This window comes from Lapidilactobacillus gannanensis, from assembly GCF_003946675.1.
Taxonomy (GTDB): domain Bacteria; phylum Bacillota; class Bacilli; order Lactobacillales; family Lactobacillaceae; genus Lapidilactobacillus; species Lapidilactobacillus gannanensis.
This window is the reverse complement of sequence record NZ_RHOT01000015.1, coordinates 1-24,677: the sequence shown is the minus strand read 5'-3', so window position 1 is coordinate 24,677 and position 24,677 is coordinate 1. Positions and strand designations below refer to the sequence as shown.

Here is a 24,677-nt window from a genome sequence, read left to right as displayed (position 1 = left end):
TTGATACTTATACTGAAGCTGTCATTGTGTAGTATCAATAATTTAAGAGGTGAGAAGTATGGTAGCAAAAATGGCACCAGATCTTAAGAATTTATTGTTAGCAAGTAATTTAGGACGCAGTCAAAGCCATCCACTAGCTGGTTGGCAAGTGTTGACGATTTTGTATGGTGATCATAGTGCTAATGACTCGGCACGGACGGTTAATTTTATTTTGCAGCAATATAATGATCATTATTTAGATCAGGATGACCAGGAACGACCGCTGTCGCCTGATGTTTTGAAGAATGTTTTAAAGGAGCTTGGTGAACGTGCCAAGTTGATTGAAGTTTCTTCGCGTAAAGTTCGCACCCGAATGAAAAGTGGCAACTATCATTTGGCCCAAGCCCCAGTTTATAAAATCACTCGTAGTGGCATCGAGTATCTAAGCATGATGCAACGAGTTTTGGATGCGGAAAATACGGTGACGGCCAACACGATTAGAATTGATGAGTTCTGTCAGTTAGTGCAAGAATTGAGCCAGGACCAGCTCGAAACCAATGATACGCAGCTGTTCAATTTATTTGAAAACATGTTGTCGGCTTATTCTGATGTGATGAAGGGGATGCACAAAGTTGACGAAGATCTTGATGAACTAGTTAATGACTTGGCTTTTGATCATGGTGGTGCTGCCGCCGCTCATTTGCAGGCAATGCTGGTTGATAAAGCAATTCCAGCTTTCTCAAAGTTAATGAAGCAAGGCATGGCAATTCGACAATTAGCCAATCTTGAGGGCTTCCCCCAGAAGGTAGCGCGGAGTCAACAAGGCCAAGATAGCTTAGGCATTGAGCGGGCCATTGGTGCTGAAGATAAATTATTGACGCAATTTGAAGGTGTCGCGGCTTATGCGAATCGGCGGATTCAAGCATTAAAATTAAGTTTTACGCCAACTTCCTCAGCAATTGATAGCAGTGAGGATTCAATTTATTTAGTTTTACAAACGATTTTAACGGCTAATGAACAATTAAGTGCCGAATATGAGCATATTCAAGATCAGACGTTGGATTTAAAACAGCTGACGCAAGAAATTGATCAGCTGTTGCAGCACTATCAAACGCTGACGATACCTAAAGAAATTCCTCGGCATTTAGGTCAGGATCGCACGCTGGAAGATGCCAGTGACTTATTAGATGCCACAACCATGGGGCCAGTTATCTATCAGGCTGATACGCAAATTCGGCAGGTAGCCACAGAAGCCGATAATCCCCAAGTGGCTGCTAATGATGAAATTGTTGATCATAGTGCGGCTGGTTTAGCTGAGTTTCAAGAATTACTGATGATTGACCAGTTGCAGGGCGAAGTGACTCATGATTTGCAGCTTAAGACGGTGGTGGCTCGTGATGAAATCGTCCGTTTATACAGTGGAACTGGTTATCAACATTACGAAAGCTTTGCCATTTTTGGCCGGCCAATTGCCCAAGTGGAACCAATCTTACCAGCCAAGCCAATTTGGCTACATTGTGCGACCGAAAAATATAGTGTGCAGTTGCCTAGTGGTTTTAGATTTGCTTTTTCAGAGGAGGATTAGTGATGGCAACCCATCTTCATGGTGATGAACAAATCATCATTAATCGTTTATTGGATCAAAGTGTTTGCGGCGCGCTACCCGAAAGCAGTGATAGCCAAGCGATTAGTACAGCGCTAAGTGCGATTAAAAAAACAGCGGTGCAGCAACGAATCAATCATTATTTAAAAGATTTGCTAGGGATTGCCCCAGAAAATTATCAAGAGAATTTAGTGTTATTGCTTGGTGCTGAGTTAGTCGAGCCCGAAACAGTTCATGTCTTATTGGCGACCTTAAAGGCAGTACTTAATATTCCTGAATTACAGGGTAATCAAGACGACCGGGCCGTGGCCACCCAGACCATTATTCAGCGGGTTCACAGTGAAGTGGTCGAGTTAGATGAGAAAGAGATTCGTAAGTTGATTAGCCAACTATTTGTGGAGCGATTTAAGTTATTTGTACCAGACTTGCCTGAATATACCTTAAACGATCAGGAGCAAGAAGTTGAAGATTATTGGGATATTAGTCCTAATTTTAATCTCATCGCCCAGAGTATGATCAATGTGTTTATCCGGCAAGAAACGGCGGTCAAGAATCGTGCTGAATTAACTGAGGTTCAACAAGTTAATCAGGCCTTGTTGACGCGGCGTTATTTAAGTCGCCTAGAAATGCCGCAACTTTTCGCAACTTTAATGGCCCATAAAAAAGAGATTGCGACAGCCTGGGCTGAATTAAATCGTTATGATTTAGAATGTGGTGATGACTATGCCTTGTTGCTCGATCATAATCGACGTCCCAGCCAAGCTAAACCGACAGTTGTCGCGATAGCTGTTGCTCAGGACATTGGTGTCGGCATTCCTGAACGTGAATTGACCGATCGAATTAAGCTCGTTGCAGCCAGATTGTTGCCGGATTTTGCGATTAGTACCAGTTCTGTTAAAGAGGCATTAAGGGAGTTTAGCTTAGTTACCTTCGAGAACGAATTTGTCAGTCCAACACCAATTGCACAACGCTTTGCGGCCGTTGTGCCAACTACTAAGGAGCGTGAACCAGATGCCATTAAATAATGTTTTAACGCCAACCAGTTTTCATTTACGGAATTTTAATAATTATGTCACTTTGGACATTGACGCTTCGCTAAAGGGTAATTTAACCTTGATTGGTGAAAATGCCGCAGGCAAAACGACGTTAGCCAATTGTTTCTTTCCTTTGCTAGTTGATGGTTCAATTGCGACACCCTCGTTTAATCCTGCCAAAGGAACAGATAAGTTAGATCAAGTGACAACACCTCATAGTAGTACGCGCGATACGAGAACTTTTGACAGTATGTTGCTCGGCTGGGGTGATGGTGCAATGAAGGCTCGTACTGGTTACAGCTATATGTGTTTACGATCGCAGTTACGCCAAGTTATTTTGGGAATTGGTGCTTACCGAGCGATTGGTGAGAGTCGGACGCCAACTTGGTGGTTCATTATGATTAATGATCATCCTGAAGTTGACCTGCAAGTAATCACAACTGATGACCAAGGCCACAGCTTAACTAAAGACGAATTCATTGCCGCCAATCATCAGCTGGGCGAGCAGTTACATCTGTTTACCCGCGGTACTTCATACCGAGAGTTCGCCGCTGAGAAAGTCTATGGGTTTACTGACACTAAAAATTTAGGTCAGCTAGCAACCACGTATCGGCTATTGGCCTCACCAATTCTAACTGCTGGCAATGCTCGTTTTGCCCCAATCCAAGCGGCTCTGAAAAATGCGCAAGAAGGTATCGATACCCAAATTATTGATAAGGTTGCTGGTACTCAGCGTGAAGTTAATCGAATCAAGGGCGTCAGTAACCGCCTTGGCGAGGCTCAAAAGCGGCTTAGTAAATTAAAAACCGAAATTTTCTGGCGGAATCTGAACCGCTTAAAAGAATTGGTCTTCACTCCCTACGGTCGGTTACATCAGGATCATGAAAAAGTAACTAAAAGGCAAGAAAATGCGCAACGCAATCTTGGTGAGTATCAACGGCAACTCGCAATTTTACAACCAGAAATTGCCCGCTTGGAAGGTGAAGTAGCCCAATTACAACGGCAAGTAGCTGAACAGAGCGTAATCAAAGAACAGCGGCAATCTGTTGTCAGACAAATAACCACGTTAAGTCAACAGTTAGCACGTTTCCAAGAATTACAGCGACAGTTAAGCAAACAAGAAGCCGATTTTACAGCATTGAAAGCAGAACAGACGACAGCTGATCAGCAATTGCAGCAGTTGGAACAGGAAGCAATTCGACCATTAAGAACGCAGATTGAAAGTCACACAGAAGGATTATCAGACTTGATTCAAGCCATTGCCGAATCTGATTTGACCGTTTATCAGCAACATTTTAAACGTTATATTCGTGATTATCAGCATTATTTGGAGCAACACTTACAGCTAGTTCAGCGTCAAGAACAGCTTAGTACTGACGTGAAATTAGTTGGCGAGATGTCGGCACAAATGCAAGGTCATATTGAACAGCGGACCCAAGGCGCACTAATGGGCCGAGTTCGTGATGGTCTGCTGCAGGATAATGATGCCGTCCATAAAAATGGTGCCACCAAAATGAATCAGCAGTTTAAACCCTTAGAAGATCAGCGCCAAACCTTATTAAGAAATCACGCTGATTTAGCAATTTTACTGAAACACCCTGATTTGTGGCAAAAATTAACGCAACAGTCGCAACAATTCAGTCAACTGATTAAAAAACGTGAGCAGCAGTTACAGGCCAATAAAGAGCTAAGTTATCAAGTGGCTAGTAGCCAAGAAAAATTGGCCGGTATTCAGGAACAGCTGCAATTACCAGGTCTGGTTGATTTTATCCCAGCACAGGCCAATCAGGAACTGACCCGACTACAAACAAAACTAGCTACCTTGGTTGTAGATCAGCAGTTACCAGAAAAATTGCAAGCGGCGCAGGGCGAACGGGCTAAATTTCTGGCGCAGCAAACAACTTTACAAACGAACAGTGCTTCTGAAACAACCATTATTGCAACAACTAAACAGCAACTGGCAGATTTACAAACGAAATTACAGAACGTCAGTCAACAAGCAAAAGCTGACTTAAAAATCTTAAAACCTTATTTTCCTGAATCAGTTGAATTACCGGAAATAACGGCAGCAATTGAATTTGCACATAAAAACCGCAGTGAAATTCGCAATCATCCCTTCGCTGAATTAACGGATCGCATTGGTCGCTTAATTCATAATAATAATGAAGCCGGTATTGATGTGAACGCCTTGGATAGTGTTTTTGAGGAGCGGGGTCGCTTGGAGATTGCTAGCGCCATGCGGCAACAACGTTCAAAGGCCGTGGCTGATTTAACCGTGGTTGCTTTCGATATTGAACAGGCCCAAACTATTTTAGAAAATGATGTTCAGCATGTTGATCAAGCATTACAACAAACAACTCAAGGCAACGACATCGCGCAAGCAGCCTACGTGGAAGCTGCGGCTAGTCAAATTGCCGATCAATACGATTTAATCGCTGGGTATAACGAGATATTAGCCCATGGTGTTCGTGAAGAGCAAGGAATCCAATTAAAAGTTGAATTGATTCCGGTCACAGTTAGCCAAGAGGTGATTGATGAGGTTCGCCACGTTCAAGATCAAGACCGACCATTATTATTGGCTGAGGTGCAAAAACGTCTGACTAAATTAGCGAGTAATTTAGCAATCGTTAATGATGATGAGCAATTTATGGCCGAAGCTTATCGGTTACTTGATATTCGCCAGTGGTCAGAATTCCGGATATTAATTCATCGGCGTCAGAGTAAACCTAATGAATTTGAATTAGTTGACGATAAATTCGTCCAATCTGGCGGCTCCGGTGCTGAAAAAGCACAAGCAATGGTTTTACCGTTATTATTGGTTCCGAAAATGATTTTGCATCGTTCCCAAGCAACTGACGCGCCCCATCTGGTCATGTTCGACGAATTTGCCGATAAATTAGATCCAGAAACGGCCAAATCTTTTGCGAAAACAATTGATCACTTCGGGTTTAATTTTATTGCGACGATGCCAGGTGGCGCTCAGAATAAAATTCTTGCCGATGGTGTGGCTAACGTGGCTTATGACGTAATTGCGCCCAAATACGTTGCCGATAGTAAGTTCCATCCTAATAATGTCCGGCCAGCTTTAATTTGGCAGCAACGGGCGAAATCATGATGAATTACGTTGAATCATACGAAGCGGCCACTGGTAAGGCAGCACCAGCGGAGGCTGATAAATTGGCGCCACTATTTCAGGCAATTGCTACTGGGCAGCTGTTACCTCCACGCGGGCAACAAGCTGTTGACGCTGGGCTCACGGCTCATAGTTTAAATGACCCTCGGGAGAACCGGCCAGTTTACCAGTATTATCAATGGATACTCAAGAATTGCTTGGTCGATCAGCCGCCACGAGAAATAGGGGCGCAATTAATTGGGATGGCTTTTACCAGTGCCAATATTTTTAAAACGGATTTACCACAGCCGTTAACTTTGAATCCATGGCAAGTACCAGCAATGCTTGATTATCCAACCAAAACGCAACAGGCAATTTTAATTGAAAATAATGGCGTGTTTATTTGGCTACATTATCGCCATCCTGACTGGCCCTTGATTAATCAAGCTGGCAATGACTTTAACGATAAGTATCTGTTGTTATTGCAGCAACTGGTCCGGCGCGGTCTACGATTGGCCTATTTAGGGGACTTAGACAGTGAAGGCATTCGAATTATTGATCGTCTTTATCAGGCGGTTCCTGAATTAGTACTGGCGGATTTGTTGGCTATTCAAACACCTCAGAATGTTGCCAATTGGCTGGTCCGCTTTGGCAAACAAAGTTCCAAACGGACTAAAAGATTGGCCGTACAAACTCCAGTTTTGCAAACAGAGTTGGAATCAATTATTACCTTCAAAAAATTTGTTGAACAGGAACAGCTGATTGCGGTGTATGAACAGCTGATTCCGCGCTGGCTTGATAATAATTAGAAGTAAGCTGGGCATTATCTAGTTAACTGGTGCTGACTAAATTAATATCGCGTACTAGTTGTTCAGCAATCGCAAAAAAAACACCCCGACAGGTGAATATTCCTGACGGGGTGTTTTGGCGGGACTTTGACAATATTTTAACTAAACAAATTACTGTGGGTATCAATTGCCAGCAAATAGATGGCTTTATTTGTTTTGCCATAAATCAGTAAATGATTGCCATATGGCCATCAAAGTGCAGTTCTAAGATGTGAATAGTTAACTGCTTATTGACAAGCCGCTGCTTAATCTGTTGTTCATGTTTAGGAAGAATCAGGGGATGCTCGTAAAAATAACTCGGTAGTGGCTGATCATTGATCAAGCAGTCAATTACGTATTGCCAAGCAGAGCGTTGGTCAGCCGTAAATGAAACAGAACGGTTGAAAATCGGCTGCCAGCGAGGATCTTTTTTCACTTTTTGTATTGCTTTTTAAATTGTGAGGTTAATTTTATTTCAATCGTCATTTAGTAACTGCTCAAGCTCATGACGATCATGGGCAGCCGGTAACTGTTTGTGGTGTTCCAAATCGTCAATTGCGTCATTAATGCTGGCAAGTATTTCAGCCCTAGGTGCACCGAAGCCCTTTGTCAGTCCCTCGCTAGCAAGGGTACTGACACTAGCCCGCAAGTAGTCAGATAAAGTTAAACCAGTGTTTTTGAGTTGGTCTAAGGCTTTAATTTTGATGTCATTATCAATTCGTACTTCAATTTGGGCATTACGTTTTTCAGTTGAATGGTTTGACATATCGCTCACCTCACACATATTGTACTACACATGACTCACAAAAAGTGAAAATGACTGTTGATATTCGTCAACCTGCTCATTATTTAAATACACCTTTTGGGGAAGATATTTTTAAATCAAATTAAAAAGCATCAAATCAGCCGTTAGTTTAGTCGACTGGCTTGATGCTTTTTTTGGTTTTTAGCAGTGGTTAATCGATTTTCCGTTTAGGATTAAGGATTCCCATTGGATCAAGGAGACTTTTGATTTGGTGTTGCAATTCGTCAACATTTTCGCCTAATTCGACGTTATTCCATTGATTCTTCAACATCCCAACGGCATGCTCGCCAGAGATTGTGCCACCAAGTTCGAGTGCTTTGCGGAAAGTCCGCCGTAGCGCCTCAGCGATAACCGGAGGGACATCAATTGACCCCTTCCAGCCAAAAATTGGGTGAACATTGCCGTCGCCTACATGGCCGCCTTTATAAATCGTAATGTTCAGCTCACGTTCCAATTCCTGAAGATAAATCATCATTGGTGCTAGTTGAGATATTGGGACCGCCATGTCTTCAGTAAGATGATTTTTTCCGACTTGGGCAACGACGGCTGGTAGCAAATCACGCCGAGTTTGCATCAGACTATCGCGCTCTTCGGCTGTAGTCACCTGCTCCATGTGATGACCATGGTGTTTAGTAATAATCTCATTTAGCAGTTGGCGTTCTTCAGCGTGGCTATTATCCAGCCAGAAAATTAGCATCGATTCACCAGGTTCGCCATAGTGGTGGTGAGTATATTCATTAATGGCCATCATGGTCTCGCCGTCGACTGCCTCCAGCATTGTGGGGTATAGGCCTGAAAGACGAATAGCGTGGACTGCTTCGGCTAAATCACTTAGTTCAGGGAAAAAGACCCGACCAACGCTAGGTTCACCAAGTGGGATTGGTAACAGTTTAACTGTGATTTCATAAATGATACCTAATGTTCCCTCTGAACCAATGAAGAGTTGCGTTAAATCATAGCCAAATGCTTGTTTCAGCGTGCGACCACCAAGTTTAACTATTCGGCCATCAGCAAGAATGACTTTTAAACCAAGAATGTTATCTTTAGTGGCACCGAAGCGAACGGTACTCATACCATCAGCGTTCGTTGCGGCGTTACCACCAATGGAAGAGATTGGCTTTGAGCCGGGGTCTGGTGCATAGAATAGCCCCTGCTTTCGTGCGGCCTGGTCGAGGTCGTTATTGATCACACCAGGTTGCACGACCGCTAGTAAATCGTCAGAATCAATTTCTAAGATTTTATCCATTTGTAGCAGTGATAGAATAATGGCCCCAGTAATACCGTCAGCACTAATCACAGTGTTGGTGAAAGCTGTCTGAGGAACGACCGGTATGTGAAAGCGTCGTGCAGTTTTTAGAACGCCTTGAATATCGGCAACACTTTTGGCACTAACGAATGCACGCGCTAAATCGCTGTCGCGCAATACGGTTTCCGTGCTAAAAAATTGGCGCCGTAATATTTCAGGATCGTCACTAACGGTACCATCAGGCACCTGCTGTTTTAAATAAGTCATGATTTCTTCATCTGAAAATGCTGATAAAACTGCCATGATATTCCTCCTTCATCTTAAGCCGTCAACCTGTGACAGCTTTGCTCCCCATTAAAATAATCAACTACTCAGAGAATACCTTAGCGAATTAGCTGGGGCAAAAGAAAGCGCCTAAATAATCAGCAAATAGTGAAAAATCCCAACTAGACAAGTAGAATCTTAAGTCCACGAAGTCTCCTGGCTTAAAAATTTCAATTTTGTAAACAGAGTTGGCAGTGATGGCTACTTTCAAAAAACTTGTTGCGCCAGCATAACTTGTTTAACCAGCGAATTGCACTTCATCCGTGCTCATGCTACACTGACTTTAAATTGAATATTTCAATTATCCACTAGGGGTGCTTTATGCTGAGATAGACTGCGGTCTGATCCCTTTGAACCTGATTTAGTTAAGACTAACGTAGGGAAGTGGCAACGACGGCTTATTTGCGGCGTTTCGCCTTTTCTATCTACTTGTGGAGATAAAAGGGCGAAACGCCCTTTTATTGCGCAAATTCGCGTGCAGTAGATAAGAATGATGACAAAAAGGATTGAGGTAGATGGCAAGTTGTATAACAAATGGTATTGATATTACGGGGGTGCGGGCAAGTTTGTACCCAATGCGAACTGATTTTGCCAATCAAATTTTGACAAGTGTTGTGGCAACTGATACAACTGCAGTTTGGCAGCAAACGGATTTATTTAGTACAGTTTATCGCGGTGTAGCAGCTAATGTTGTTGATGCAGCAGCGGGCTTATTCGTTAATGCTTACGATACCAGTACGCATTTAGTCGGTGAATTTACTTTCTCTAAGGGTTGTCCAGGGGATATTGCTGGTGACAGTTATTTAACGGGTCAACAATTACGGCCCAATGCCACAGTGATTCAAGAAAAGGGCAGCTTTCCAGTTCACTGCAAGTATTCGTTCTATACGTTTGGTCGTGATGATTATATGGCTGAAATCGCACAAATTGTGGCGCTGGCTAAAGCGGCAGGTTTGCAACCAAAGTCAGCTCATTACTGTACCTTTTTAACGGGGACTGCCGCCCAATTGTTTGCTTATTTTGACCAGATTTTAAATTATGCCCATGCCCCCATGTCACATTATGTCGTTGAAGCAACTGTTTCAGTCAATAGCCCATCTTTGGAGGAGCAATAAGATGACGAAGAAATTAGCAAAATGGTCGTTAAAAGATGTGATCATGGTTGGCATCACGGCACTTGTTTTCGGCGTTATTTATTTAGGTGCGGTTCACGTCGGCGTTTATTTAGGCGTGTTGTTGACACCAGTTGGTCTGGCGGTTTTAGCCAATGAATTTATCTTTGGCGTTTGGTTTATGGCCGCGGCTTTTGCCGGTTATGTGATTCAACGGCCGGGCGCGGCGCTAATTACTGAAATGATTGCCGCTTTGTTGGAAGTTTTCATGGGCAATTTTTATGGCCCGATTGTTTTCGTTAGTGGCTTTGTTCAGGGAATTGGTACGGAAGCTGGCTTTATGAGTAACGGGTATCACCGTGCTGGCTGGCCACAATTGATTATTGGTGCAATCGCCGCCACCGTGACCAGTTTTATTTGGGGGATTGTGCGCGCAAGTTTTTCGGGATTACAGTGGCAATTGTTAGCAGCGATTTTCGTGATTCGCTTGTTGTCGGCGCTACTTTTCTCAGCAGTCATTGTTAAAGTTGTTTGTGATCGGCTGGCAAAAATGGGCGTTCTTAGCAACTATCCCTCGGGTGCCACACAACGTTGAGTTTACAAGCAAAACTAACTTTTGCTGTGGAACAGCGGTTGGTCACTGTTGACCTGCAGCTTGATCCTGGCGAAGCACGTGGCTTATATGGGCCATCAGGTATTGGTAAAAGTACTTTACTAGGATTGTTGGCTGGTCAGAGCACGGCTGGAATTAAACAAGGTCAGGTTCTTTATGAGGGTCAGCCAATTGCGGCGTTAACTGCCAATCAGCGTGTGGCCCGGGTCAGTTTAATGTTTCAAAATCCCGATTTACAGTTTTGTACTGCAACACCACGGACGGAATTATATTTCTGTCTTGAGAATCAAGCAATACCACCAGCAGAGATGGCTGCTAAAGTAAGTTGGGCGTTAGCTTTCTGTGGGATTGCTCAGTTAGCTGACCAACCACTGGTCACTTTGTCGGGTGGCGAGAAGCAATTGGTGGCCCTGGCTTGTTGTGTTGTTTTAGAAAGTCGTTATTTATTGTTGGATGAGCCCTTTGCTAATCTTGACCAACAGACTAGCCAACAATTAGTCGTGAAATTACAACAGTTACAACAGGAACGACATTTGGGCGTTTTATTAATCGACCACCGATTGGCAAACACCAGCAACTGGATTGACCAGTGGTATATGTTTACTGATCAACAAGTTGCCTTAACTACTCGTCAGCACTTAACCCAACAAGCAGAATTATTGCAGCAGACATTACCAGCAGTCACCAAGAAATCAGAAGCAGCAATCTCGTCGGTACTAACAATGAGCCAATTTAGCTTGCCAGTTGGTCAGCGCGCGATAGTTTTCCCAGACGTGGCTTTGGCTGCTGGTCAAATGATCGGCATTACTGGTCGCAGTGGCATTGGTAAATCAACTTTTTTGAAATCATTAATGGGGCTAGGACCCCATCAAGGCCAGCTCTTGCTCAATGGTCGTCGGGTCAAAAAGTGTCGGCGGCGGTTATTTAGAGAACTAAGTTGGGTGATGCAGAATCCTCAGGACCAATTTATTGCGGTGACTGTGGCGCAAGAGTTAGGCAGCGGATCATTAAACAAGCAAGGTGTTGCCAAGACGTTACATCAGCTAGGGCTATCTGATAAGGCCGATGTTTCACCATTTTTGTTAAGTCAGGGCCAACAGCGACGTTTGGCTGTTGCCAGTTTTCTGGCACGACCACTAGCGCTACTATTGGTTGACGAGCCCACATATGGCCAGGATCAAGCCAACGCTTGGCAATTAATGACGATGTCGCGTCACAAAGCCAATCAGCAGACTTTGGTGTTGGTGGTTAGTCATGATCAATGTTTATTGCACCAGTTCTGTGACGACGTTTGGGATTTGAATCAATACGCGGAGGTGACTAATGCGGCAATTAAATCCGACCGTTAAATTTAGCGTGATTTTGCTGGTCGGCTTAATCGTTTCTTTTCAAAATAACTTGCGACTGAATTTAATTTTAGTGATTTTATTCGCCACAATCACAGCCGTTTATCTACCAATATTAAAGTGGTTACGGTTGTGGCTCTGGCTAAGCTTAGCAGCAATCGGTGTTTTCTTTAGTGGGTATTTCTTCTTACAAGAAAAAACGGTTGGCGGGCAGTGGTATGGCTGGCATTTGTCGGGGCAAACTCGATATGGGCTACAGTTAGCCACACGAATTTACAGTTTCGGTTTTTTAGGTGCTAGTTTCGCAGCAACGACAACCTTGCCGGCCTTGATTGAATCTTTGCAGCAACAATTGCACTTACCACCGCAATTTGCATATGGCATCATGGCTGCTTTCCATGTGGCACCGCTGATTCCGCCAGTGTATCGTCAGACGCAATTGAGTTTGTGGTCCCGCGGCCTATCAGCACCATGGTTGAGTGCTAGATTAATGACGCCACTATTAGTTAAATCAGTGCGCTGGTCAGAAATTTTAGCAACAGCCATGATTTCCCGAGGTTTTACAGCCGAAGCGCCACGAACCCATTTTAAAAAGTACCAAATTCAGTGGTTTGATTGGTTGTTTGCTGTTAGTTTAATTGGGCTCACTGTCGGAGTCACTTTCTGGAAATCTTTCTGACAATAAGTGTCTCAAGGTTAAAACATTAGCGGAGATGTTGAAACAGAACTAGTTTTGACTCCATTGCGGGCTTGCTGGTTGTGGCACGCGGCCGACGTCGATTTGAGCTTTTCTGAAAATCTCAAATACGAGTCTTATTCTAAACGATAAATCGTTAAGAATAATTTGGCTGCTACTCGCAGGCTTGGGCGCAAATAAAGACCATTGGCTGACAACCACGCCCTCCATTCCGTCTGGAGTTGGAGGTAGTTCACTTTATTGTTGTTAGTGCTTAAGGCAATTGTAGTGGGATAACTCAACGAAGTTTAACCGTGGTTACATCTAAATAGCTAAATTCTATAGCTGATTGATACTATTAGTGGTATTTCGATTTCTTAAATCTAGAAAGATTGTCAATCAAACTCATAGTTTGCAACAATCTGTTTTTCTACCAGTGATGCTGAATTAAACTTCTTAAATAACAAAAAAAAAACTTCGTTTGAATCAAGTTGATTATTTGATCAACGTTAATTCAGAGGAGTTGTTTTTTTATTAATCAGAAGTGTTTTGCTTGGTGCGCGTGATTTTTTCTTGGTGTTTCCGCCAATAATGTAAGCCAAAGGTTGCACCAAAGGCCAGAAGCACGAAAATGCTGAAAATAGTATTGGAAATTTCAAAACCAATGGCAGGTACACTTAAGCCTAATTTAATCGCAATGAATGCAATCAAAACATAGGCCATATATAATAACTCCGGGATTTTAGCAATTAAGACAATCATCATTTGCGCGACAAAACGCATGGCTAGAATACCAATCAGGCCACCCAGTAAGACGATCACTGGATTGTCATCAATAGCCAGCGCCGTTAAAATTGAATCAATCGAAAAAACCATATCCAATAGAACAATTGCAGCAACGGTACCCCAAAAGGAATGTGGCTTGGTAGCCTGATCTTTCTCAGTAGTGGGTTTGGGCCGATGTTGTTCATAGAAGAAATGCAGCGACATATAGAGTAAGTACGCTGCGCCAATTGCTTTAACTAACCAGAATTTAATTAAAAAACTACCTAAGCCAATGGCAATGAAACGAAAAATGTAAGAACCAACTAAGCCCCACATTAAGGCATCTTTTTCCTGCTTAGGATCTTTCAATGTGGCAGTTTGGGCAGCTAAGACCACCGCGTTATCAACGGAAAGCAAGCACTCCATGATTGCTAAAGTAGCAATCGTGACTAATCCGGACCCTGTAAATAAAGCGGCGTGCCAATCAGTCGCACTGAAAAACGGTCCATATAATTTTACTAATGTATCGACTTTAGAAACCTTCTTTCATATTAGTTTCATTATAGCCGATATTAGTAAGAAAATTTATGGAAAATTGATGTTTTTACTGAAAATATTGGTTGAGATTAAGCATCGACTGTCTGCTGAGTCAGAGTGTGACAAAAGGTGAGTTACCGATGAGCATTAATGTAAAACAGCGAACAATTCGGCAGAGAATTGCACGCTGTTTTGGCGTTAAACCGTTACCCACACTGTAATCAATACTTTAAGCTCGATGCCAAGCGGCGTAACCAATTGTAGGGAATAGGCCAACTAAACGTTCGATTTGGTCGCGGTTAAATTTAAATTCGACTGCAGGTAATAGCGCGTTGATTGCATCTGGCGCTTGGTCGCTAATTTCAGTAATTCCGACTAAGCGGCCGTCATGATCATGAATTTGAATACTTTTGGCGATTGTTTCACGATCGACTTGGTAATACCAATAGTCTGCCAAATTATTTTCAGTAATTTGATAGCCTTTTTCCTGTGCTTCGGCAACGGAAATGCCAGCTTGAGCAATTCTTGGCGAAGTAAAGACGACTGTTGGAATAACTGGAAATTCGATGGGGTCAGTGGTTGCTCCTGAAAAAAGTTTTGTTAAATATTTTGATTCAAAAGTAGCACTTGGTGTCACTTTTGGCTGATCACTGGCAATGACATCACCGACAGCGTAAATGGAAGCAACATTGGTTTGGAGATGGTCATTAACAAACACACCATTCTGATCGAATTTGACACCAGCTTTGTCTAAAGCTAGTTTATCTAGATTAGGAATTCGGCCGGTGGCGTCAAGAATCCAATCAGTGACTAATTGCTGCTGCGCGCCGTAAGTTACTTGATACTGGTCACCAACTTTGGCAAAAGATTGAACGCTGGCATTGCGGATAAATTTAACCCCGCGCTTAGTTAAGTCAGCAATAATTAGTTCAACATAGGGCTGATAAAATTTCCGTAAGACCTGATTGCCATGCGTGATAATTGTGACGTCTGAGCCAGCCGCATTGGCCATGGTAGCGAATTCTAAACTAATAAAGCCGGCACCAATAATTGTGATCTGGGCAGGTAATTTCTCCAAATTCATGAAGTCGCTACTATCGTGAGCCAATTCGCTACCAGGAATAGCCAAACGATGTGGTTTAAGGCCAGTCGCAATGACAATTTTTTCGGCGGTAATTTCTTGATGATCATCGACAATTACAGTATGTTCATCTTTAAATTGGGCGTGGCCCTTGATGATGGTGACACCAGCATCGGTCATTCGTTTGCTTAGGTCGGCTGGCAGTGGTTGAATGATTTGTTGCTTGTGAGTGATGTTTTCGGTCCAATTGATCTGAAGTTGACCTTCAAGAATTTTCGCCAAACGTTCAGATTCACGCGTCACTTTAACGGCTTCATCTAATGCTATTTTGGCATTACAGCCGCGATTGGGGCAAGTACCGCCAATCAGGTCACTTTCAATGGCAGCAACTGAAACACCAGTTGCGGCTAGCGGAGCAGCACCGTCAAAAGTACCATGGCCAGTGCCAAGATAGAGCACTTCGTAATCATATTTATCTGTCATCAAAAAATCCCTCCATTGCTTATTTGTTAACCTAAAACTAAACTATTTTGCCGGACAGCGCAATTGATTTGATTGTCAGATTAGTTGTTGACTGTCGTTGAAGGCTGAGAATTGGTAGACTAAAATAAGCGTGGTTTTACCAATCAGATGTTCAGGTAGCGCTAGTGGTCACTGTCCTTTTTGAAACAGTGGTTACAGACATCTTGCAATAATCCAGAGCAGCCGATTAATTTATAAAATAGGAGTTTATGCGAATGACAACTTTAACTAAAATTATGACCGCTATTAAAACAGATCCCGAAAATCTTGCTTATACTGCGCAAGGATGGGAACCACTGGTCCATATTCTGCCGAATGCGACGATTCTAATTATTAGTCAGGCACCAGGACGAATTGCCCAACAAACGGCGACTTATTTCAATGATGCCAGTGGCGATCGGTTGCGGACTTGGATGGGGGTCACGCGGGAGCAGTTCTATCACAGTGATCGGATTGCTGTGATGCCCTTAGATTTCTACTATCCAGGTAAAGGAAAAAGTGGTGATTTACCACCGCGCAAAGGTTTCGCAGATAAGTGGCATCAGCCACTGCTGGCGCTAATGCCAAATGTGCAGCTCACGTTGCTGGTAGGCCAGTATGCGATCAAAGCTTATTTAGGCAAAAATCGCCGCCAAACCTTAACGGCGACGGTGCAAAATTATGCTGATTATTTACCTGACTATTTTCCTATTGTCCATCCCTCGCCATTAAATTATGGCTGGCAGAAACGCAATCCCTGGTTTCAAGAACAAGTAGTGCCAGAGCTACAGGACCAAGTACGGCAAGCTTTAGATTAATCGGCAATGGTATTGGCTTGTTGGTCACCGTGACCATGAATGGCGGCCACATATTCTTGAACAAAATCAGATAATTTCACTTTTCCAGCAACAGTCTCTCGGGCGATTAAATCGGCATAAAGTTGTTTAGGTTGACGTTGATAACGACTAGTTTGAACTAAGGCGGTAGCGATTTTCTGGGGAACGTCATGTTCGATTAGATTCTGTAAATATTGGTCAGCACTAATTTGAATCCATTTTAGGTGCGGCATTTTTAAAGCTGCCTGCAATTTGGTAATGAATTGCTCACCGGTAAAAGTGTCACTAAAAGCATATTTGACTGTGATGCTAGTTGGGCAAACACTGGGCCAACGTTGTCAGCACTGTGATTGAGTTGCGCCGTACTAGTTAGTAAATTAGCTTGCAATAAATTAATAACCTAGTTGTCAATTTTTCTGGTCACAACCAGTGATTGTCAGCTAGGTTATTTTTGCAAACTGCCAAATTTTCAACAATTAAAAAAATAATCCAAGTATCCGCTTACCCTATTAGCAGCCATTGAAAAAGGTTGAGCTCTGCTCTTATAATGGAATAATTGTGACATTTTAGCCAATTAACCGGAGGAAATCATGAACGAAAATCAACAACCTGATTTGCCCAAAGAGTATCATCTTTCGCAACATCATCATATGGCAATTCCTTGGAAAAATTTTGTTTCCAGTAAAAACATACCAGCTAAAAAGGCCAGTCTACCAGAACGAGCGTCAATTGTTGGTCGGATTGGCATTATTATGCTTTCTTGTGGGACTGGGGCATGGCGGGTTCGTGAAGCCATGAATACAGTTGCGCGCAGTCTAAATTTAACTTGTTCGGCTGATATTGGATTGATCTCGCTACAGTTTACTTGTTTTAGTGATGAACACAGTTATTCACAAGTCCTGTCCTTGCCAAATACTGGGGTAAATACTGATAAACTTAATATTCTCGAGGAATTAGTTAAGAATTTTGACGCGCAACTTGCGAATCGCCCCATTGCAGAAATTCATGAGGCTATTGATCAAGTTCAACGGCGACCCAAACAATATTCACCACTAATTTTAGGTTTAGCGGCGGCGTTAGCTTGTAGTGGTTTTATTTTCTTACTTGGCGGCGGTATTCCGGAAATGATTTGTTCATTTCTTGGTGCTGGGCTCGGCAACTATACCCGAGCTAAAATGGGGCAACATTCAATTACGACTGTGGCTAGTATTGCCGTGAGTGTGGCCATTGCTGGGTTGACTTACATGTTAAGTTTTAAGGTATTCGAATTTTATTTTCAGATTTTGACGCAGCATGAAGCCGGTTATATCGGGGCAATGTTGTTTGTCATTCCCGGCTTTCCTTTTATTACGAGTATACTGGATATTACTAAGTTGGATATGCGTTCAGGGTTAGAGCGGCTGGCTTATGCCATCATGGTGACGTTAATTGCTACTTTAGTTGGCTGGTTAGTGGCGTTGATTTTTAATTTCCAGCCAGCTAATTTCATTCCATTAGGCTTATCACCATTGCTGTTATTGCTTTTGCGGCTGCCAGCTAGTTTTTGTGGGGTTTATGGTTTCTCGATTATGTTTAACAGCTCGCAAAAAATGGCACTGATTGCGGGTTGTATCGGCGCTGTAGCCAACACATTGCGGTTGGAATTGGTGGATTTAACGGCGATGCCACCAGCAGCGGCAGCTTTTCTGGGAGCGCTGGTAGCTGGCTTGATTGCGTCGGCCGTTAATCGTTATAACGGCTATCCGCGAATTTCCTTAACCGTGCCTTCAATCGTGATTATGGTGCCAGGATTGTATATTTATCGCGCTATGTACAATATCGGTATTAATCAAATTGGTACCGGTTCATTGTGGCTAACGAAAGCAATTCTGATCATTATGTTCTTACCACTAGGATTGTTTATTGCGCGAGCATTGATGGATAAGGATTGGCGGCACTTTGATTAAAGATTTAGAGACAGTGGTTTGTAGCAATTGGGTACGATCTTATTCACGCCTACCAGTTCTGATTTGTGAGCTTTAAGTATCTAGAAATCATTTCTTCATTGGTGTGGAAAATTTAATTTAAAGATTTTTAAACACTAAACAATTTAATATACAATCCATGAATGGTTTTGTTTGAAAATTCGTAAGCATTTTCACGGCAAAATACTTGTAATTTTGCTATGCTTATCTTAAATTAGTCCTTAAGTGGACGATAATAATTTTAATTAAGGAATTATTGGATTTGGAGGAATAATGATGCGAAAATATCTCGCAGAGTTTTTTGGCACTTTTATGTTGGTTTTCTTAGGAACGGGTGCAGTTACTGTTGCTAAGGGAAATGTGTTAACGATTGGCTTAGCTTTCGGTTTGGCCATTACAATTTCGGCGTACGCTTTTGGTGGCATTTCTGGTGGTCATTTTAATCCGGCAGTAACCACAGCAATGCTCGTCAATGGTCGCATCAAGGGCAAGGATGCCGCTTGGTACATTGTGTCGCAACTAGTTGGTGCAACTGTAGCTGCAATTATTATGAAGATTTTTGTTGGTGGTCTGGGCTTACCAACCAATCAATTAGGACAGACGGACTTTCCTAAAATCTCAATGGGCTTAGCTTTCTTGGTTGAAGTTATTGCCACGTTCTTGTTCTTAATGGTGATTTTAAATGTGACCAGCAAAGACCACGGTAGTGATGCTTTCGCCGGTTTAACAATCGGGGTAACCTTAAGTCTCCTCGTTATTGTCGCTTTGAATTTGACCGGGGCTTCTTTAAATCCAGCCCGCTCATTCGGCCCAGCGTTATTGGCTGGCGGTAGCGGCTTGTCACACTTATGGCTGTACATCGTTGCACCAGAAGTCGGCGCTGTTTTAGCTGCCTTTGTTGCACGGTTTATGGGCAGTGAAGATTAGCTGTTAGCATTAAATTTAGCTCAATAAATCGTTACTTCAGGTAACGCCAAAGCGATTATGATAAAAGGCGTTCAGCTGGTGAGCATTAACGGAAAATGCCGAGCAATTCTAACGAATTGTTCGGCATTTTGGCGTTAAGCAGAACTTGTTGTGCTACAGTTCTTACTGCAGTTTTCGTACTTATAGCAATTTTTCGCTAGTTTGAACTTTGATTTTAAACTGACTCTGCTAGAATAAAGCTATGATTCACAGGAGGCAATTTCATGAAACAGATTATTGCTGGGATTGTCGCGCACGTTGATGCCGGCAAAACAACACTTTCAGAAGCATTACTCTATCAGACAGGTAAGCTTCGCCAATTAGGACGCGTTGACAATGGCGATGCTTTTTTAGATACTGATCAGCTGGAAAAGCAACGCGGCATTACTATTTTTTCTCATCAGGCAGCGTTACAGTATCATGATTTGGCGTTGACCTTATTGGATACGCCGGGACACGTCGATTTTGCTGCTCAGACGGAGCAAGTACTTAGTGTTTTGGACTATGCCGTTTTGGTGGTGGCGGCCACTGATGGAATTCAGGGTTACACTAGGACCCTCTGGCACTTGCTGGCTCATTATCAGGTGCCAACTTTTATTTTCGTTAACAAAATGGACGCGCCTGATGTTGATCAAGCAAGTATCATAACGGCGTTACAAAAGAACTTTTCAGCTGGCTGTTTGCCATTCGAAGCTGAGTTAACTGCGACTGATCAAGAAGAGTTGGCGTTACAAAACGATGCTGCTTTGGATCAATATTTAGCAACTGGCGAATTGACTGAACCAACTATTCAAAAAATGATTCAACAACGGCAAGTATTCCCGTGTTATTTTGGTTCTGCTTTGAAATTAACTGGGGTGACAGAATTATTAGCAGGTCTTGCCCGTTGGACGCAACCAACCAAGCCGCAAGCCACTGATTTTGGTGCGCGAGTTTTTAAAATTTCTCACGATGACAAAGGCGAACGTCTCACGTGGGTACGAGTGACCAGTGGCATTTTGCCTAACAAGACGGTTTTATTACCGGAAGAAAAAGTCAATCAAATTCGCCAATATGATGGGGCCAAATACGTGCTTCAACAAGCACTCACAACTGGTAGTGTTGCCGCATTAACTGGTTTGACGACTACTTTTCCGGGGCAGGGGTTAGGTCACTTGGCTGACGAAGCAGCACCGTTAATGCAACCAGTTTTAAATTATGCTTTGCAGCCTCAGGAAGAAGAGATTCATGCTTGTTTGACAGCTTTGCGGCAATTAGAAGATGAAGATCCTCAGCTACATGTGACTTGGTCACGGCAAGCTCAAGAGATTCGTGTTCAAGTTATGGGTGTGGTCCAACTGGAAATTTTACAGCAATTGTTGTCCGAACGCTTCGGACTGACAGTTGGTTTTGGTGAAAGTAGTATTCTCTACAAAGAAACCATTTCGCAGACAGTTGAAGGCGTGGGTCATTTTGAACCTTTGCGGCATTATGCGGAAGTTCATTTACTATTGACGCCAGCACCACGGGGCAGTGGCCTCACTTTTGCCACTGATTGCAGCTTGGATGTGTTGGGACGTAACTGGCAGCATCAGGTGCTCACTAGTTTGCAGGCTAAGACACACTTAGGCGTTTTAATTGGTGCCCCTTTAACGGACGTTAAAATCACGTTAGTAGCTGGTCGCGCTAGTAATGTTCACTCTGTTGGTGGTGACTTCCGCGAAGCGACTTGGCGAGCAGTCCGGCAAGGTCTGATGATGCTAAAACAACAGCAAGCGACTGAATTGTTGGAACCATGGTATCAATTTCGGCTAGTCGTTGGGACTGACCAAGTAGGCCGTGCCTTAAATGATTTACAACGGATGCATGGGACCTTTGACCAACCAACCTTGAGTCAACCAGGGTCAAGTCAAACGGTGCTGACTGGTCAGGCGCCAGTCGCCGCGCTTCAGGACTATGGCCAAGCCGTCCATGCTTATACTCATGGTCAAGGTCAACTAGACTGTGTGGTTGCTGGTTACCGACCTTGTCAGGCTGCCGCGACAATTATTGCTGAGGAAAATTATGCGCCAGTCGCGGATTTAGAAAACACCCCAGATTCAGTTTTTTGTGCACATGGTGCTGGTTATCCTGTTGCTTGGGATCAGGTACCAGCGGCTGCACATTTGCCTTATACGTATCCTTTAGCAACTACGGAAAAATAATGATGTCAGCTGGGTTGGCGCCATGTTTGGCAATGGCGTACAATCAAGTATAACTATAATGATCAGAGGAAGTGCCTAGTTTTGAAAATTGAAGAAGGCTATATGCCATTTCATGGGTTTAAAACTTATTATCGAATCGTTGGTGAACCAAGTGCCGACAAAGCACCATTGTTACTGATTCATGGTGGTCCAGGGTCATCGCATAATTATTTTGAGTTACTGGATGACTATGCCCAGACAGGGCGGCAGCTGATTATGTATGATCAGGTGGGCTGCGGCAAGTCATCTTTGCCTGAGGACCCTGCGATTTATGTGAAAGAAACTTGGGCTGAAGAGTTGATTGCTCTGCGCCAGTATTTACACTTAGATCAGCTGCATATGTTGGGGCAATCTTGGGGTGGCATGCTCGAAATGTTTTACTTAACTAATTATGCTCATCAAGGTGTTAAAAGTGTGATGATCGATGGTTCGCCGGCATCAATCAAACTTTGGACTCAGGAGCAGCACCGGCTGATTTCCTACTTAAGTTATGAGGATCGTCAGGCAATTGCCGAAGCAGAACGAACTGGCAATTTCTCTGGGCCGAAATATTTGGCGGCCAATGATCGTTACATGGAACGGTATTGCTGGGATGATCCTGATGAGAATTCGCCAGAGCCACTGCAGCGGCCAACGAATGGTCAACGCGCTAGTTTAATTGCTGAGGGACCAAATGAATTTACTGAAAATGGCACAATTAGTGACTTCGAAGTTACTGATGATTTACACAAAATTGATGTGCCAACGTTAGTGACGAATGGGACCGATGATTTGTGTACGCCACTGATTGCTAAGTCAGTTTATGATCATATTCCCGGGGCCAAATGGCATTTGTTTGCTAATAGCCGCCATTTAGCTTTGCTTGATCAACATGATGAATTTATTCAGGTACTTGATCAATGGCTGGCGGCGAATGATTAAAAGCTGTTGTTACAATTAATTTTGTAGTTTAAGCTATCTGTGCCAACTAACCCAGTAGCGCTGAAGTTGCTACTTATCAGGTGAGTATTATTAACGTAAAAAGAGCGTCTGGGACATAAGTTATTTAAATAAAATAGGGCCGAATTTTATTTGCTGAAACGTGTTTTCAAAAGGCAACCGGCTCCGCTTAACGCCAAAATGCCGAACAATTCGAAAGAATTGCTCGGCATTTTATGTTAACACTCACCGGCCGACCGTCTTTTGTGATACTTTTTTGTGTCAGGTCTGACATCACTTTTGGAAGATAGTTGTCCAAATGAGTTGCGCGTTTAGAATGATTAAAATAATGGCTACGACCCAAGCTAAGTACTTTACCCACGGTCGATTGACGAAGGGGCCCATTAATTTCTTATCACTGGTAAAGAGAATCAAAGGAATCATGGCAAATGGTAAGGCAATTGATAGAAATACTTGCGACAAGGTCAGCAGGTCTTCAATTTTAGCTTCGTTGCCACGATAGTAAATTGCGAAAGCTAGAACCGGGATAACCGAAATCAAACGTGTTAATAGTCGTTGTGCCCATAATGGCATCCGCAAGTGAATGAAGCCTTCCATGATAATTTGGCCAGCTAGAGTTCCTGTAATCGTTGAGCTTTGACCAGAAGCCAAGAGGGCAATGGCAAATAACATACTTAAGAGTGGACTAGCAATCGCACCGACAATTTTGGAATTACTTAAAGCGTTGAACAAATCAACAAATCGACCTAAATCACTATTAGTGCCATAAAATAAAGCGGCGCCAAGAATCAGCAAGAGGCTGTTGACAACAAAGGCAACGGATAGTTAGATATTTGAATCAGCAACGGTAAAGCGGACGGTTCTTTTAACAGCATCAGGGTCATCAATATCATAAATTCGAGTTTGAGAAATTGACGAGCCAAGATATAAATCGTGCGGCATAACGGTTGCGCCCACAATACCTAAAGCCCAATAAAGCATGGGGCGATTAGTTAATGTTTCAGTACGAGGTAGATAGCCGCTTAGAATTCCGGCCATATCTGGCTCAGCTAAGAAAACTTCGTAAGCAAAAACTAACAAAATAACAGCGACTAAGGTTGCCACGATGGCTTCGATTTTACGAAAGCCAAGTTTCATTAGGAATAATAGCAGTAGTACGTCAAAAGCGGTGATGACAATCCCAACAATTAGGGGAAAGCCAAATAGTAATTTTAAGGCAATCCCGGAACCAATGATTTCGGCCATGTCCGTGGCCATGATTGCTAATTCAGTGATGATCCAAAGAATTAGGCCGACACCTTTGGAGGTGCGATCCCGAGTTAGTTGGGCGAGGTCACGGCCAGTTACGATTCCTAAACGGACGGCCATTGCCTGCAACAGCATGGCAATTAAACTAGAAAGTAGCACGACACTAAGTAATTTGTACTGGAATTGAGCCCCACCACCGATTGAAGTAATCCAGTTACCGGGGTCCATGTAACCGACAGCAATTAATGCACCGGGGCCCGCAAAGGCCATCAGAGTACGGAAGTAGCCCTTATTTTTAGGTACTTCAATTGAATTATTAATTTCATCAAGACTTTTTCGTTGCCCACCAGTTTCACCGAAAAATTGTTTGCCTGACGTCTGCTTGTTGTTAGCTTTTTTTGTCAAGGCTAGCCCTCCCTGCACTGATTAAAATCGTGAAAATTATATCTTTATCATAATATATTATTCCTGAAAAAGCTTACTTAACTTCTTATTTTTTAGCCAAAATAGCATCTTTCCCAAGTATCTAAGTCATTGATCTTCAGCCAGGGTTATCAAAAAAATAAAAGTTGACAGATGTAAACTTAGCGAGTATGCTAATTTTTGTTAGTTACAAGCGTAAACTTAATAATTACTTGGAGGAAGTTGTTATGGCGAAAGTTATTGTCTTACTGGTTGGTTTATTGGTAATTGGGTTCATTGTTTGGTGGTTCTTTGGTAAACACACAACACAAACAGTTCAGGCCCAAGGAGATCAAGAGCAGACTGTGGCCATTGAAGTTAATGGGGGTTATTCACCAGAGCAAGTTATTTTGAAGCAAGGTATCCCAGCTGTTTTGAAATTTACCCGAAAAGATGCTTCTAGTGAAGTGCAAGAGAAAAGTTAGACAAAAATATTATTTTAAGCAATTAAGGTGTGTTGCCGGTATTCTATCGGTGAC

The 24,677-nt window shown here is 42.9% G+C and carries 18 protein-coding genes, 3 pseudogenes and 1 riboswitch; of the genes and pseudogenes, 14 read left to right on the top strand and 7 right to left on the bottom strand.

Going from position 1 to position 24,677, the window contains the following annotated elements; all coding sequences use genetic code 11:
- The first annotated feature begins 58 nt into the window (after nucleotides 1-58).
- From EKM81_RS05540 to EKM81_RS05525, 4 genes are read left to right on the top strand one after another with little or no spacing between them, the layout of a single operon-like run.
- Nucleotides 59-1,564, top strand: a complete 1,506-nt coding sequence (locus EKM81_RS05540; protein WP_125649564.1) for a hypothetical protein — start codon at nucleotides 59-61, stop codon at nucleotides 1,562-1,564.
- 2 nt (nucleotides 1,565-1,566) lie between these two features.
- Nucleotides 1,567-2,607: a hypothetical protein gene (locus tag EKM81_RS05535; RefSeq protein ID WP_125649563.1), complete on the top strand. Its 1,041-nt coding sequence runs from the start codon at nucleotides 1,567-1,569 to the stop codon at nucleotides 2,605-2,607.
- Entirely contained in the window at nucleotides 2,594-5,731 is a 3,138-nt protein-coding gene (locus EKM81_RS11335) for an SbcC/MukB-like Walker B domain-containing protein (RefSeq protein WP_225420189.1), read from the top strand. Before EKM81_RS05535 ends, EKM81_RS11335 begins: the two co-directional genes overlap by 14 nt.
- A complete protein-coding gene (locus EKM81_RS05525; RefSeq protein ID WP_125649560.1) occupies nucleotides 5,728-6,537 on the top strand; it encodes a DUF2399 domain-containing protein in 810 nt (269 codons plus the stop codon). The genes EKM81_RS11335 and EKM81_RS05525 overlap by 4 nt, the downstream gene beginning before the upstream one ends.
- Before the next feature lie 205 nt (nucleotides 6,538-6,742).
- Here the strand turns inward: EKM81_RS05525 and EKM81_RS05520 are convergent, their stop codons facing one another.
- From EKM81_RS05520 to EKM81_RS05510, 3 genes are all read right to left on the bottom strand, one after another.
- On the bottom strand, nucleotides 6,743-6,991 hold the full coding sequence (locus EKM81_RS05520; protein WP_225420188.1) for a hypothetical protein: 249 nt from the start codon (nucleotides 6,989-6,991) through the stop codon (nucleotides 6,743-6,745).
- Between the two features lie 39 nt (nucleotides 6,992-7,030).
- Nucleotides 7,031-7,321, bottom strand: a complete 291-nt coding sequence (locus EKM81_RS05515; RefSeq protein ID WP_164509217.1) for a type II toxin-antitoxin system RelB/DinJ family antitoxin — start codon at nucleotides 7,319-7,321, stop codon at nucleotides 7,031-7,033.
- A 190-nt stretch (nucleotides 7,322-7,511) separates the two neighbouring features.
- Nucleotides 7,512-8,909: an FAD-binding oxidoreductase gene (locus tag EKM81_RS05510; RefSeq protein ID WP_125649554.1), complete on the bottom strand. Its 1,398-nt coding sequence runs from the start codon at nucleotides 8,907-8,909 to the stop codon at nucleotides 7,512-7,514.
- Between the two features lie 321 nt (nucleotides 8,910-9,230).
- Nucleotides 9,231-9,330: riboswitch (TPP riboswitch) on the top strand.
- A gap of 115 nt (nucleotides 9,331-9,445) precedes the next feature.
- On the opposite strand from EKM81_RS05510, the gene EKM81_RS05505 reads away from it, so the two are divergent.
- From EKM81_RS05505 to EKM81_RS05490, 4 genes are read left to right on the top strand one after another with little or no spacing between them, the layout of a single operon-like run.
- Nucleotides 9,446-10,045 (top strand): YkoF family thiamine/hydroxymethylpyrimidine-binding protein, encoded by a 600-nt coding sequence (locus tag EKM81_RS05505; protein WP_125649551.1) that lies wholly within the window; start codon nucleotides 9,446-9,448, stop codon nucleotides 10,043-10,045.
- A 1-nt stretch (nucleotide 10,046) separates the two neighbouring features.
- Complete coding sequence (locus EKM81_RS05500; RefSeq protein ID WP_125649549.1) at nucleotides 10,047-10,637, top strand: ECF transporter S component; 591 nt, start codon at nucleotides 10,047-10,049, stop codon at nucleotides 10,635-10,637.
- Nucleotides 10,634-12,004: an ATP-binding cassette domain-containing protein gene (locus tag EKM81_RS05495; protein WP_125649546.1), complete on the top strand. Its 1,371-nt coding sequence runs from the start codon at nucleotides 10,634-10,636 to the stop codon at nucleotides 12,002-12,004. The genes EKM81_RS05500 and EKM81_RS05495 overlap by 4 nt, the downstream gene beginning before the upstream one ends.
- Nucleotides 11,979-12,680, top strand: coding sequence for an energy-coupling factor transporter transmembrane component T family protein (locus tag EKM81_RS05490; protein WP_125649543.1), 702 nt, complete (start codon nucleotides 11,979-11,981; stop codon nucleotides 12,678-12,680). Before EKM81_RS05495 ends, EKM81_RS05490 begins: the two co-directional genes overlap by 26 nt.
- A gap of 531 nt (nucleotides 12,681-13,211) precedes the next feature.
- On the opposite strand, the pseudogene EKM81_RS05485 reads toward EKM81_RS05490, so the two are convergent.
- Nucleotides 13,212-13,964 (bottom strand): annotated as a pseudogene (locus EKM81_RS05485) (TerC family protein); the annotation flags it as partial.
- A gap of 244 nt (nucleotides 13,965-14,208) precedes the next feature.
- Nucleotides 14,209-15,543: a dihydrolipoyl dehydrogenase family protein gene (locus tag EKM81_RS05480; protein ID WP_125649537.1), complete on the bottom strand. Its 1,335-nt coding sequence runs from the start codon at nucleotides 15,541-15,543 to the stop codon at nucleotides 14,209-14,211.
- 254 nt (nucleotides 15,544-15,797) lie between these two features.
- Between EKM81_RS05480 and EKM81_RS05475 the strand changes: the two genes are divergently transcribed.
- A complete protein-coding gene (locus tag EKM81_RS05475) occupies nucleotides 15,798-16,379 on the top strand; it encodes a uracil-DNA glycosylase family protein (protein WP_125649534.1) in 582 nt (193 codons plus the stop codon).
- Here the strand turns inward: EKM81_RS05475 and EKM81_RS05470 are convergent.
- A complete protein-coding gene (locus EKM81_RS05470; RefSeq protein WP_125649531.1) occupies nucleotides 16,376-16,630 on the bottom strand; it encodes a hypothetical protein in 255 nt (84 codons plus the stop codon). The two genes, EKM81_RS05475 and EKM81_RS05470, sit on opposite strands and share 4 nt — an antisense overlap.
- 357 nt (nucleotides 16,631-16,987) lie before the next feature.
- Here EKM81_RS05470 and EKM81_RS05465 point away from each other — a divergent pair, with 357 nt between their 5' ends.
- From EKM81_RS05465 to pepI, 4 genes are all read left to right on the top strand, one after another.
- Complete coding sequence (locus tag EKM81_RS05465) at nucleotides 16,988-18,343, top strand: threonine/serine exporter family protein (protein WP_125649528.1); 1,356 nt, start codon at nucleotides 16,988-16,990, stop codon at nucleotides 18,341-18,343.
- Between the two features lie 294 nt (nucleotides 18,344-18,637).
- Complete coding sequence (locus tag EKM81_RS05460; protein WP_125649623.1) at nucleotides 18,638-19,288, top strand: MIP/aquaporin family protein; 651 nt, start codon at nucleotides 18,638-18,640, stop codon at nucleotides 19,286-19,288.
- A gap of 263 nt (nucleotides 19,289-19,551) precedes the next feature.
- Complete coding sequence (locus tag EKM81_RS05455; protein WP_125649526.1) at nucleotides 19,552-21,510, top strand: elongation factor G; 1,959 nt, start codon at nucleotides 19,552-19,554, stop codon at nucleotides 21,508-21,510.
- Nucleotides 21,511-21,591: 81 nt separating this feature from the next.
- Nucleotides 21,592-22,470, top strand: coding sequence for a proline iminopeptidase (gene pepI / locus EKM81_RS05450; RefSeq protein ID WP_125649523.1), 879 nt, complete (start codon nucleotides 21,592-21,594; stop codon nucleotides 22,468-22,470).
- Between the two features lie 291 nt (nucleotides 22,471-22,761).
- On the opposite strand, the pseudogene EKM81_RS05445 reads toward pepI, so the two are convergent.
- A pseudogene (locus tag EKM81_RS05445) lies at nucleotides 22,762-24,141 on the bottom strand (Nramp family divalent metal transporter).
- A gap of 245 nt (nucleotides 24,142-24,386) precedes the next feature.
- On the opposite strand from EKM81_RS05445, the pseudogene EKM81_RS05440 reads away from it, so the two are divergent.
- Nucleotides 24,387-24,599: pseudogene (locus EKM81_RS05440) on the top strand (cupredoxin domain-containing protein); the annotation flags it as partial.
- Between the last annotated feature and the right edge of the window lie 78 nt (nucleotides 24,600-24,677).